Below are 13,503 nucleotides of genomic sequence, written 5' to 3'. Positions count from 1 at the left end.
GGAAAATAAGAATGGCACCCCAATTTTATTTAAACATGTGGTGCCATTCTTATTAGAGAGAATCAAAATGTTACTAAATATCGTTCAAGCTTATAATAAAATTACTCCCCTTTAATAGCATATCGAATCCGGTATTTATCATAGAAACCTCTTGATACACATTCTACTTCTTTTTCCATTAGGCCCAATTCAATATCAATTGATTTAGGTACCGTAATTTCAAACTCTATGAATTTTGGTTTCCTCGACCACGAAGACGTAATCTCTCCTCTTGAAGTTTTCAAGGATCCTTTTGCGAACTCCATATCTTCCGGAAAATAAGGATTAACCGTTAATTTATCGCTATTTTTTGCCCGATTGCTAATTTCTATTCCTAATAGGGCATGAAAGAACCAGGGGGTATAAGATGAAAACATGGCATGATTCTTAGAAGAATTGATGAATTTATCCTTATCCTCAATAAAGTACTCGGATAAAATACCATTCCCACTTTCTAACATGCTGTAATAACTCGGATATTCCCTGCTACATAACCAATTATAAATATACTTATAGTCCTTTTTTTCTACTATTTCATAGAGCCAAGACATTCCAAATATTCCTGCCTTAACAACATTATTGTCTGAAACTATTTGTGAGATAAATTGATTATAAGTCAGTTGATAATCTGGACAAATTCCTGCTTTTAAAGCAAATAAATAACTGGATTGGCTGCCTGTTTGAAAGTATCCTTTTTCATTGTAAAAATCCTTCACAATATTATCTTTTGTATCCGCTATCTTTTCACTTAAATTCTTTATAAGTTCAAGTTCCTCCGTATTCTCTATATTTAACTCTGATAATAATAGATAATACTCTTGAAGATTTAGTAGAAAAAAAACAGCAGAACAAAATTCTTTATCTATTGGTGTTTCCTTACCTTTAATAATAGTCGTTTCCATACTGCCCCAATCACCGAGACAACAATGCTTTATATAATCATAATCGAAATTTAGTAGGTAGGTTATATGCTTATTTATCGAATCTTTATTAAATTTTTGTTCGGGTGTTCCATAGTGCTTCATTAATTTTCTTATAATAGTTGGATAAACATATTGCCATCCTAATGAACCAGCTTTATTACTAGGTCCATGTGTCTGGATTCCCATAAATGGTGCTGTTTGGGTTATACCTCCATCTGAAGATTGTTCCAATTCAAAATCATTTAATACTTTCTCAAGCAAAAGTTTCGATTCAAAGGAATACACTTGGGATTCAATTAATGCTACAATATCCCCCCCATACCCTAATCTTTCTCTCGGGCAGTCTTCATAATAGGAATGAATATTGTTTAATTTCGTTTCTATTGCTGCATTATGTAATTCTTCTAACCATTTATTTGAACATGTAAAAGTGCTTGAAGATTCCATTGCCGTATGCACACTATAGGCATGTATATTCTCAATTTGGATAGCTTCCAGGTTATTCGAAGTAATATAAGCAAATTTAAAAGAATGATAGGTAAACTGATTTTCAAATTCATTTTTTCCCTTCGCAAGAAATAATGTGTCTTCTTGAATTGTAGGTGAATCCTCTTTATATCCGTAATCAGTTGCATCTGCACCATAATAACCAGCTAAAGAACTGGCATAATCTAATTCATTATTAGTCAAAACTTCGGCATATTTTATATTGATATCGGAAGCTATACTCGCAGTTAATTCACATCCAAAGTGACCAGATATTATCTGATCAAATTCTATTAAATAACCTTTGCCCATTTTTAGAATACTTTTTGGTTCATGTTTCTTCCCTCTATTAATCTTAGGGATTCGGCTAGGTATTAATGAGCCACTTGGACCTGGTATACAAACCGTGTGACAATCAACTTCTCTCTTCCATTTTTCTTGTGGATATTTTTCTCTAAAATTAATACGTTCACCAATATAAATATTGTCAAATAAGTAATTACCAAGATTACTTTTCCAACTTGAATCGGTCTGTGTAATCACCTGTTGCCCATTCTTCCCTACTTTTGATATTTGGGCGATTAAACAAGGCTTACCTGTACTCATCTGCTTCCTTACATTGTATTTTTTTAATAGCAGAATAGGTGCTGAATTATACCATCCATTTGCTAACACAACAGTGATAGTATTTATGCCGCTATTTAGAAAATCATCTATTTTATATGTATCAAAATATACAGCTTTATCATAATTAGTAACATCACTATTTAAATAGTAAGAATTAATCGCCTTCCCATTAATCAAGACATTATAGTAGCCTAGTCCACAAATATCGAGAAAGGTATTTCCATCATCTGAATTGATAAATTCTTTACTTAAGACAATATTGGGTTTATCCTTGTAAAACTCATACTCCTTTTCAATAGGATTATCTTTTCTGGTTATCCAATTTGCGTTAGTTAACTGCTTATTTATTGTATAAAAAGCCGTAGTATAGTCATTTATCATATCCAGCTCATTATAAATCATTAATTTTAATATTAATTTTCTTCTTTCTTTATCTTTTTCTAACGGACTAACCACTATATTTACAAATGGTATATTACTTTTTTTCTCTTCATTAAAAACTTGGGTTCCATTCTCGTCCATTATGATCAATTGATAACCAGTCTGTGGAATTTCCATTTCACTCCAATTAATATCTATTAATTCTGAGGTATCAACAGAATTGTTATCTAATTTGCCATTAATATAAATCAATTTAATTTACCTTCTCTCCAAAAATGATTATATTTTAAAAAATCATAAATCTTTGACAGAAAATTCAGTTTTATCAAGAGGTTAATTTCCCAATAAAAACTCCATACATATCGGAATTAATCTGCCCCTATGATTAATTCCGATATTTCATTAATTTGGTCCCAATACACCTAATAATGATAATGTGATTCCAATTACCATAATGGCAATAATGATGAGAACAGCATTTTTAGCATTCTTTTTCTTCAACAGATAGTAAACAAGAATAGTTAGTAAAAATGGCAACAAAGCTGGCATAATTCCATCCAGCATTTCTTGAACTTTAATAGTAGATTCACCAGCAGTATATTCAATAGGAGTAAATATTTTCACAGTAGATACTATGAGCGAGCCTACCACCATCATCCCCACAACATTCCCCATTGTAGAGATTCTTCTTAAGATATTACTGCCATTTGCTCCAGTTAGAAGTGCAGATCCCTTGTCGTATCCTAAGAACAAGCCTTTATACTTAATTGGCCAAATAACGATACTAAATAAGAAAAAGAATAATATTGGTCCCAATGGATTTCCTTCAATCGCAAGTCCTGCCCCTATGCTCATGAAAATAGGCACGAGTGTCATTGCTAATAAGCTATCTCCTACTCCAGCCATTGGGCCCATAAGTCCAGTTCTTACTGAGATAACAGATTCCTTTTCATGCTCTTTCGTATTTTCTTCCATTGCCATGGATATCCCTAATATTGGACCATATACATATGGATTTGTATTAAAAAATTCTAAATGCCTTTTAATTGCTGCAGCTCTTTCTTCTTTTCCACTATTTCGATATAATTTCTTTAATGCTGGCACAATGGAGTAATAGGCGCCTAATGCTTGCATACGCTCAAAGTTAGACGAGGCCATCAAAAAATTAGAACGAAGGAAAGCTTTATTTAAATCAGAACGACTAAGTTTCTTTTCATTTTCCATCTATAAATCATACTCCTCTCCCTGAAAATTGCCTCCATTATTTGCATCGAAGTCATTTTTATCTGCCTTATTAATAATCAAGTCATAGAAAAAAGCAAGACAAATACCTATAATCGATATTGGAATCGTTCCTAGACCAAGATAAGCAGCCAATACAAAACCTAATAATAAGAAAATCCACATGTTTTTACCCATCATCATCATTAATAGCATTCCCATTCCTACAACAGGAATTATTCCAGCAGCTACCGTAAGCCCATCAAATACGCTTGTTGGAATTAAATTTATTAATGATTCAACAGCTGGACCTCCAAAATACGCAGCGACAAATACAGGTAATGCCCCTGCTAAGAAACTAAATGGAAGTCCATAATAGTTATATCTTGCTACTTTATCAAAATCACCTGTTTCAATAGCTGCCTCAGCCCGATGAATCCAAACAATATTTAAAGTATTGGTTAGCATTATAATTTGCTGACAAAGAAGAGCAGTAGGTATAGCAATAGCCAATCCTGTTGCCACTCCGCCATTCGCCATAATTGCAACAGCTACACCAATAATAGATCCTGTTGCTTCATTTGGTGGAATATAGGCACCTATTCCGGCATTAGCTAACCACATTAGTTGCAAGGTACCACTAATAACAAGACCAGTTGTTATATCTCCCATTATAATTCCTGCTACAGATCCAGCTAGCAATGCTTTCGGTGTACCAAACCAAAAAGTTCTTTCATCTACTGTACAAAATCCCGCCCATATTGCTAATAAAATACAAGTTATTAACATTACTTACCTCCTTCTTTTAGGAAATCAGCAACAGGAATTTCTTTATCAGACGGTACCATTTGCACAGATACCATAACCCCCATCTTTGCTAAATCCTCGAGTGAAGCCACTTCTTGTTGTGTAAGCGATACCGATTTTGTATATTGCTTCCTTTCAGGAGAATATTTGACGCCTCCCAAATTTAATTTATCGAATTTAACTGTCTCGCGAGCTAACGTAAGCGCATCTATAGGGGTCGTTAATAATAATAATGTTCGCCTTTTAATTGTTGTTTTTTTATAAATAGCAGAGAATTCAGTTACACCAAAGGTCCGAACAATTACGCCTTCTGGAGCCATTAAATCAAATACTGACTTTTGTACATCATCATTTCTTATATGATCGTTTATAATTAAAATCTGTTCAATTTGTTTTTGCTTAACCCAGGTCGTTACAACCTGACCATGAATTAAGCGATCATCCACTCTTACTAACTCGATTGCCATTATAGATCCTCCTCTTCAATCCCTTTATGCAGGTTTTGATCTACTCTTAACCAAATCTGTCCACATATATTATCAATAGCTTGTAATACTTCGTTGAATTCCCTATCCCTTATTGTCGCCAATTCTATTAATACTCCTAAATTTAAACCAGTAAATAAAGCTATCGGGTAATCTGGATACTTTAAATAGAGGGCTGTTGCAGCATTACTCGGACTTCCACCGAAGATATCGCTAATTATAATAGTTCCATGCTCTTTCTCTAATCCTTGATAAATGATGTCCATTCTTTCTATTAAATCCGTTAACCCTTCACCAGGATGCAATGATATAGCTTGAATATTTTGTTGTTTTCCCATTATCATTTCTAAACTGTTTAATGCTTCGACAGCAAAGTTCCCATGACTTGCTAAGATAACAGCAACTTCTTGTTTCAAATTTTCTCACCTTTTTCTTAAATCTGTTTTTAGCGATTTTTTAGATATGTCCTAAAAAGAATTCTTCATTTAATTTGACTACTAAAAAAGGCTATTTTACAATATTGCTAGCGCTAACAATTTAATCTTAACAAATAATATCTTCGTAATTTAATAGCATTATTTTACGTGTTCACTAACCTTTTTTTACTTTTAGAAATGAGGACAAATTCTATGAATAAATATGAATTAAGAGAAAAATTAACGACACTGTCACCTACAGAACAAGCGTGTAAAACCAATGTAAATATTTCCGGTGAGTATGATTTCCCTTATTTTAATTATGTACTAGATTCTCAAAACAGACAGATTTATACCTATACCTTTGAAAGACATCTCCAAAAATCACTTAAAAGGACTCCTCATATCGCTCGATATTTAGAAAAGCTGCCACTCCTTATTTTCAAACATGCTCGCTTTTCCTTTACGCCCTTTCATGTACATGACTTTGTCGAAATGACATATGTGTATAAAGGTACGATAAATATGATAATTAATGATCATCAGGTTACTTTACAACAAGGGTACGTATGCATTTTAGATACAGATGTTTCCCATAAAATACTAGATACATCTGAAGATGACATATTAATAAATTTTCTAATGAACAAAAAATATTTTTCAAATAAAATGTTAAGTAGACTTGGGTCCAATAATATTATTTCTCGATTTGCAGTAGAATCTATCTCTGAGACACATGATCATAATCAATACATTATATTCAACACAAATAACTCAGAACTATTAATGGATGCTGTGGAAGGGCTATTATCCAATTATTTTGATAGTACCTACTATTCAGTAGACACTATTGATGCATATATGATTATAATTTTTTCAGAGCTAATTAAAGCACATCAAAACGAGAAATCAATTGAGTATCAGAAATCCAATCATATGTACATTATTGATATCCTCCAATATATTGAAAATAATTATAGTACTTGTACATTAGAGTCATTAGCAAATAAATTTGGATATAATCCAAGTTATCTAAGTCGATATATCAAGAAAAGTACAGGCCAAACATTTATAGAACTTATTCAAGAACTGCGTTTAAATCAAGCATGTTTTATGCTTAAAAATTCTACTGTTTCGATTGAATATATCATTCAAACAGTTGGCTATAAAAACGTTGCATTTTTTTATAAAAAATTCAACGCACTTTTTGGGATGTCACCAAAAGAGTACAGAGATAGTTAGAGCAATTACAGTTATTAAGTATGAATGAATCCGAACTAAGCAGACCTACGTTTATAAAAAAAATATTTGAAGTGTTTCAACTATTAATACTCAACTAACGAAGTAACCGAACACAAAAAGAGGCTGGGACATAAGTATGTGAATCAGCGTAAAGACCGAACTATTTAATCAACCATTAATTGAATAGTTCGGTCTTTTGTTTTTAGAATTAATATAATAATTAGAAATCTAAGTGAAATGGAGCGGAGGCCACTCGACTACTAAGGGAAATAGAGGAAAGGATGAGACCCCGCAGGCGAAGACGAGGAGGCTCAGCTTCCTCCCCGCGGAAAGCGAGTGGCTGCAGCGGAATGAAACGAACTAATTTCAAACCCGCATTCTATTTAGTTACGTGTTTCATTTTCAAATTTAAATATAATTTTATTATTCGTGTTTAGAAAGCTTATCTTTTGTTTTGTCCCAGCCTCTTGATTAAACACTGATTATCATGAAGTAAGTCATCAACTACATTTTTCTATCGTACAAAGTTTCGTTATTGACTTCAGTCATAACTGCTTTAAATATTGCCTTTTATTATTTCCTTATATATATATGTGCTGATAACATAGCATTTTTACTGACTTTCTTTACAGCAAACTTTCCTCCAACATTTTCATTTGATAAAAATAGCCTTCCTTAAACATCAGCTCTTGATAAGAGCCAGATTCTATTATATTTCCTTGATCCATTACAATAATTGTATCCATTTTGTCTAATCCTTGTAACCGGTGACTGACTAGAATTAATGTATCTTGTTCGGCAGCTTCAAATAAATTTTGGTAAATAGTTTGTTCTGTCAGTGAATCTAGTGATGAAGTTGGTTCATCTAATAACCAGAGATGGCCATTCTTAAGGAAAGCTCTAGCAATTGCTAGACGCTGTCTTTCGCCACCAGACAGATTTTCAGCATTCTCTAATACAGGCTGATCTAATGAAAAATGCTCAAGATTCACCTTATATAAGGCATCCTTCAGCACATCATCAGTAAGGTCATTACCTGCTAATTGAAGATTTTCGCGGATTGTACCGTAAAAAAAATGATTTTCCTGTAATACTACCTTTGTTTTTTCCCAGATTGCTTCATCAGCAATACTAGCTGTATCATGTGCATCCCAATTAACTGTTCCTTTTTGAACCTGTATTAACTTTAAAATGATTTGCAGCAAGGTTGACTTGCCTGAACCACTTGCACCAACAATTGCGACCTTGGATTTGGCTGGAATGCTTAATGTTAGATTCGTAATGATTGTGCGCCAATCTCCTTGATAAGTAAATTGGATCTCTTTAAAGGTAAGGGCAGGTGCTTTATCTGCTAGCTTATAAATAGATGACTGTGTACCGATACTCTGAATATCAGGGTCTTCTATTACTTCATATAAACGCTGTGTAGCATCCTTACTTTCCTGCATATAAACTGGAAAGACTGCCATCGGTGCAGCGGACTCAAAAACAGTTAAGGAAATCATGACAAGCATTGCAAGAAAAACCCCTTCTAATGTCCCAGTAGTCACTAAATACGCGCCAATTGCTAATACAAACCAGCTAACTACGAAGGTAATAAAGCCATTAAACGATTGACTGGAAATTTTATTTATATTTTCAGCCTTTTGTTGAGTAATATAGGCTTCCGATTGATTTAATAGATGGTTTTGTTTTATCTGCAATTGTTGAAACAGCTTTAAATCGCGAAATCCAAACATCATTTCTGTTATATATGTTGATAAATGACCTCTTTCATTCCTAACTCTTCCGTTAATTTTCACCTGTCTTAATGTAAATAGAGCTGGAATAATAATGGTAGTCAATAGGAATCCGATTATTAATATGACTGCAATCTGGATGGAATAGAAGCTTGTAAAGAGAATGGTACTAATAAAGACTAGTAATAACACAATTGGTGGGTAAAAGACTCTCAAAAAGAAATTTTGCAGGCTCTCCACATCCCCAACAACACGTGCCAGTAAATCACCACTTCGATATTTATGGAATACATTTGGAACTAGTGGCGTTAATTTTTCAAAGAATGCTACTCGTAAATTACTTAAAATTGTAAATGTGGCTCTATGAGAATAAAGACGTTCTCCATATTTCGCTCCTGCTTTCACAAGACCAAGTAACTTCACAGCAGATGTTAAAATAATTAATGTATAAAAGGGAGGGATTAAGGCAGATTTGGATATAAGGTAACCACTTGCAGCAAAAAGACCAACACTGCTTATACCAGCAATGAATCCACAAATAACTGCGATCACTATATCTTTTTTCTCGATTAGCATTAACTTAATCACATTAAACAATGATCTCATTGTTTTGCCCCCCCTTTTTGAATAGTAACAACTTTTTTATATGCCGGTACATTGTCTAGCAAGTATTTATGTGTACCGATTGCTTGTAATCGTCCTTTTTCCAAATAAAGAATTTGGTCTGCATTTTGAATGGTGTGCAAACGATGAGCAACAGTTATAACGGTTGCCATTTCGCTTAGTTTTTCAATCGATTGCTGCAAAATACCTTCCGTAGCTAGATCAAGTCCTCGTGTTGGCTCATCAAGTAAAACAACTTTTGGTTTTTTAAGGAAGGCTCGTGCAATGGACACCCTCTGCTTCTCTCCACTTGAGAGCCCCCTCCCAGCTTCGCCTATGCTTGTTTGTAGCCCTTTTTCTAAAGAAGTAATTAGCGGTACAAGCCCTGCTAGTTTTGCAGCTTCATATACAGCATCTTCATCCACAGCTTCTGTAATGCCCATTGAAATATTTTCATACATCGTTCCTGAAAACATATAAGGATGTTGCGAAATATAAGAAATCTGTTTTAACCAGGATGCTTCCGTATAGGCAGTGAGTTCCATATTATTGAGTTTAATTGACCCGTTATCTGGCGTTATCATCCCTGCCAATAAATGAAGTAACGTAGATTTCCCTGTGCCACTTGCACCAACTATCGCAATTTTTTGTTTTGGTAGAAATGTAGCAGTGATGGGCTGTAATTGAAAGCCATCATCAGGATAGGTATAACCTACATGATCAAGCTTTATAGTTGGTGAATTGCCCTGTTCAGGTATTTCTTGTGCTCCCCATACTATTAAACTATCTTGCTCTTCAAATTCTTCCAATACTTTTTTTGTTGCTCCCATACTTGCCCTGCCATTATGAAACGTTAATCCTAATTCCTTTAATGATGTAAAAAACTCCGGAACTAGAATTAAAATGAAAAAGGCTGGAAAGAAGGATATATTTTGATAAATAATCATTTGAATAGCCAGTTCCAGTGCAACAATTCCGATACTTAACATGGAAATAAGTTCAAGTGCAAAGGATTGTGTAAAGGCAATTTTAAGAATATCAAGTGTTGTGTCACGAAAGCTCAAACTCGTTTTTTCTAATTCATCCTTTTGACGGTTCGTTTGGTCAAATAGCTTTAACGTAACAAGCCCTTTTAATGTATCAAGAAATTTGCCAGAAAAAGAAGCTAATTTCTCTAACTTCTCCTCTGACTTTTTTTGAGTTTTAATACCGATGATAATCATGTAAATCGGAATAAAAGGTGCTGAAACGATTAATATTAGACCAGAGTTCACATGCTGTGTAAAAACTACAATTACTATTAATATAGGCACAAATATACTCTGCATCACTTGTGGGATAAACTGACTATAAAAGCTGTCCATTTCATCAACGCCATCAAGCAGCATGCTAACCTTTTTCCCTGTTTGTCCTTGTCCAGCAATATGCAAGGAGCTATTCGTATATTTTGTTAATAATTCTCGACGAATATTTCCCTTAACATCACTAGCTATGGAAACTCCGATACGTTTACTTAAATAATCCGAGCCGGACCTCATTAGTAATATCAATAATAAGAGTAGTAGCCATGGTACAATATCCGTAAAAGATTCGTCTTTCAAAAATACTCCGTCAACAATCCTTGTCATTGCAAAAGCCTGTGTAATAATTGCTATGCCAAGTAATAAAGTTAATCCCATTAATATAAAGATACTTTTTTTGTATAGCCATATGGTTTGCTTTAGCTTTTGCATAATCAATTCAGCCCTTTGTAATCATCTAGTATTTTCATTACTTCTTTCCCTTGGCATAATTTGCATCAAATAAGAATAGACGCATAAGCAGAATAAGAGATGGAACTAATAAAAGCAGTCCTCCTATAAATGCAGCGATAAGTGCAATTGCCATCGAAGGATTTGTAGCACTCTCTTCTATATTTATTTGTGGGAAAAGTAAATATGGAAATTTAGCCATTCCGTACCCGAAAAATGCCAAGAAAAATTGCATCATTACGGCAATAAAGGCAACACCATAATATTTACCAATATATAATAGACTGATGGCGATTAAGAAAAATGCCATGGATAGACCAAAAACCCACCATAAATCGATCATATTTTCGAAATTTTGCTGATTCCTCTGACTTAAAGCAATCATTGTTGTTAATGCCATAATAATGGTTGGTGTAGCCCAAAACAGAGCCCATTTCCTCACTAAATGAAGAGCTGGTTTATCATTTGCTTTTGAAGCATAATAAGTAATAAAGCTTGCACTTATAAACAGAACGGATACTATCGCTAACCCAACAATGCTCCAAGCCAATGGGCTCGTAAATAACTCCAAATACTTTAATGAAACTTGACCATTGTGTTCAGTAATAAATCCGCCCTCAGAAATCGTTAAAGCAACCGACAGCGATGCGGGGATAAACAACCCTGTAGCACCATATAGAAACATATAAACATTACTTTGTTTTGATCCATAATTTTCAAAAGCATAAAACGAGCCTCGAATCGCTATTAAAATAATGGCGAAGCTTGCAGGTACAAGTAATGCAGATCCATAATAATAGGCTGATGATGGAAAGAAACCAACAATACCAACAAAAAAGAATACTAGAAATACATTGGTTACCTCCCAAACTGGAGATAAATATCGCGAAATAATTTTGTTTATGATGTGATCTCGTTTTGTTACCTTAGCAAAATAAGCAAAAAACCCTGCACCAAAATCAATTGATGCCACAATAAGATAACCATATAAAAACAGCCATAATACGCTAATCCCTATGATTTCATAGCTCATTTTTTATCCCCCTTTGATAGTTCAGGGTAGTGCTTCTCCAAATCAAGCTCCACTGGATTATCTTTAAATAATTTTCTTAAGGTAAGAATAAATAATGTCCCAAGCACTACGTATAATGCTAAAAATAAGAAGAACATATGCACAATATAAGGTGATTTAGTCGCAGCCTCTTCTACTGTCATGTAGCCTCTCAAAATCCATGGCTGTCTGCCAAGCTCAGCGAAAAGCCACCCGAACTCAACTGCTAACATCGCAAGTGGACCGCCAAGAGCAAGAAGCCATAGAATAAATTTATTGTGGACATCCCAGCGTTTAAATCTGCTTAAGACAAGATACAAAAACGAAACTGCTAATAAAAAGAAGCCAATCATAACCATCAAATCAAACAAGTAATGAATAATCAATGGCGGACGTTCACCTTCAGGTGTTGCTTCTAGCCCTATTACCTCACTAGTAAAATCACCATGCGCTAAAAAGCTTAAGAAACCGGGAACCCGAATGGCGCCAACGACTTCATTATCTTCATTTAACCAACCAAAAAGTACTAAATCCGCATTTCCTTCTGTCTCAAAATGCCATTCTGCGGCTGCTAGTTTTTCTGTTTGATGTTTTGCTAGGTATTTTGCTGACAAATCCCCACCTAATGCTGTTACGACCGAAAAAACAAACATAGAAATAACAGTCATTTTCAATGCTTTTTTATGATATTCTGCAGCTCCCTTTTTTCTTAATAGTGCGAATGCCGCAATAGCTGCTAAGATTGCTGCAACTGTTAAGTATGAGCCTCCTAAAACATGAAAAACTCTTGTTGGAGTGGATGGGTTTAACATCGCTTCAAGTGGATTAACTGCCGAAAATTCACCGTTTTCCATTGTGAATCCAGAAGGTGAATTCATAAATGAATTAACTGTGCTTATAAAGACGGCTGACATACCAGCACCAATAATTACAGGTATGGATATTAACCAGTGCGTATATTTACTTTTAAAACGATCCCATGTATAAAGGTAAATTCCAAGAAAAATAGCTTCAAAGAAAAACGCAAAAACCTCCATAAACAGTGGCAGCGCGATGACATTTCCTGCAAGCTGCATAAAGTTTGGCCAAACGAGTGATAACTGTAAAGCGATAGCAGTACCAGTAACTACCCCTATTGCTACAGATATAACAAACCCTCTGGACCATCGTTTAGCTAATAATTCATAATGTTTATCTTTCTTTCTAATGCCAATAAACTCAGCTAATGAAATAAATAATGGTACACCTACACCTAAAGTAGCAAAAACAATATGAAAAATCAGAGTCATAGCTGTAATTAATCTACTTATCGTAACTGTATCAAACTCCATTTTTTCAACCTCCTAATGTAAATTTATGTGAAATGATGAACAATCCATTGCAAACCTAAGTACCTTCAACAGATTGCTCCATTCAAACAACTCCAAAATCCTAATTTAAACAAAATTGCATTTATCCTATGTACAGATTACTTTTCTAACGTAATCTACCCTTGGTTTTCTTCATGAATAAGGTTTTATTTCTTTATTACCACTATGTATATAATGTTAACATGAATAGTAATAAAAAAATTGTGAACAATCGGTGTACTTTTTGTGTCAATTTTCGTAAGGATAAGTTTTCCATTTTCACTAAGCTATACAGGTTGCCTTTATTACCTGTACCTCCTAGTTAAATAATAATTAAGCATTGTATTTAACTAATAAACTCCCAATCTACAATGGAAGCCTTA

General features: G+C 34.1%; 10 protein-coding genes. 1 reads left to right on the top strand and 9 read right to left on the bottom strand.

Going from position 1 to position 13,503, the window contains the following annotated elements:
* Positions 1–101: 101 nt before the first annotated feature.
* From EM808_RS13470 to EM808_RS13450, 5 genes are all read right to left on the bottom strand, one after another.
* Positions 102–2,708 (bottom strand): family 78 glycoside hydrolase catalytic domain, encoded by a 2,607-nt coding sequence (locus tag EM808_RS13470; protein WP_127738715.1) that lies wholly within the window; start codon positions 2,706–2,708, stop codon positions 102–104.
* Between the two features lie 150 nt (positions 2,709–2,858).
* Positions 2,859–3,680: a PTS system mannose/fructose/sorbose family transporter subunit IID gene (locus EM808_RS13465; RefSeq protein WP_127738714.1), complete on the bottom strand. Its 822-nt coding sequence runs from the start codon at positions 3,678–3,680 to the stop codon at positions 2,859–2,861.
* On the bottom strand, positions 3,681–4,466 hold the full coding sequence (locus EM808_RS13460) for a PTS mannose/fructose/sorbose/N-acetylgalactosamine transporter subunit IIC (protein WP_127738713.1): 786 nt from the start codon (positions 4,464–4,466) through the stop codon (positions 3,681–3,683).
* The gene (locus EM808_RS13455) at positions 4,466–4,951 is read right to left on the bottom strand and encodes a PTS system mannose/fructose/N-acetylgalactosamine-transporter subunit IIB (protein WP_127738712.1); all 486 of its coding nucleotides are present in this window, start codon (positions 4,949–4,951) and stop codon (positions 4,466–4,468) included. The genes EM808_RS13460 and EM808_RS13455 overlap by 1 nt, the downstream gene beginning before the upstream one ends.
* Positions 4,951–5,385: a PTS sugar transporter subunit IIA gene (locus tag EM808_RS13450; protein ID WP_127738711.1), complete on the bottom strand. Its 435-nt coding sequence runs from the start codon at positions 5,383–5,385 to the stop codon at positions 4,951–4,953. The genes EM808_RS13455 and EM808_RS13450 overlap by 1 nt, the downstream gene beginning before the upstream one ends.
* A 213-nt stretch (positions 5,386–5,598) precedes the next feature.
* Here EM808_RS13450 and EM808_RS13445 point away from each other — a divergent pair, with 213 nt between their 5' ends.
* On the top strand, positions 5,599–6,627 hold the full coding sequence (locus EM808_RS13445) for an AraC family transcriptional regulator (protein WP_164849661.1): 1,029 nt from the start codon (positions 5,599–5,601) through the stop codon (positions 6,625–6,627).
* A 626-nt stretch (positions 6,628–7,253) separates the two neighbouring features.
* On the opposite strand, the gene cydC is transcribed toward EM808_RS13445, so the two are convergent.
* Genes cydC through EM808_RS13425 form a run of 4 tightly spaced genes read right to left on the bottom strand, consistent with a single transcriptional unit; the run spans position 7,254 to position 13,102 of the window.
* A complete protein-coding gene (gene cydC / locus EM808_RS13440; RefSeq protein WP_127738709.1) occupies positions 7,254–8,972 on the bottom strand; it encodes a thiol reductant ABC exporter subunit CydC in 1,719 nt (572 codons plus the stop codon).
* Complete coding sequence (gene cydD, locus EM808_RS13435) at positions 8,969–10,702, bottom strand: thiol reductant ABC exporter subunit CydD (protein ID WP_127738708.1); 1,734 nt, start codon at positions 10,700–10,702, stop codon at positions 8,969–8,971. The genes cydC and cydD overlap by 4 nt, the downstream gene beginning before the upstream one ends.
* A 37-nt stretch (positions 10,703–10,739) precedes the next feature.
* On the bottom strand, positions 10,740–11,753 hold the full coding sequence (locus EM808_RS13430) for a cytochrome d ubiquinol oxidase subunit II (RefSeq protein WP_127738707.1): 1,014 nt from the start codon (positions 11,751–11,753) through the stop codon (positions 10,740–10,742).
* A complete protein-coding gene (locus EM808_RS13425; RefSeq protein ID WP_127738706.1) occupies positions 11,750–13,102 on the bottom strand; it encodes a cytochrome ubiquinol oxidase subunit I in 1,353 nt (450 codons plus the stop codon). The genes EM808_RS13430 and EM808_RS13425 overlap by 4 nt, the downstream gene beginning before the upstream one ends.
* Between the last annotated feature and the right edge of the window lie 401 nt (positions 13,103–13,503).

Source organism: Niallia taxi (assembly GCF_004005475.1).
GTDB lineage: Bacteria > Bacillota > Bacilli > Bacillales > Cytobacillaceae > Niallia > Niallia taxi.
This window is presented reverse-complemented; position numbering and strand designations above follow the sequence as displayed.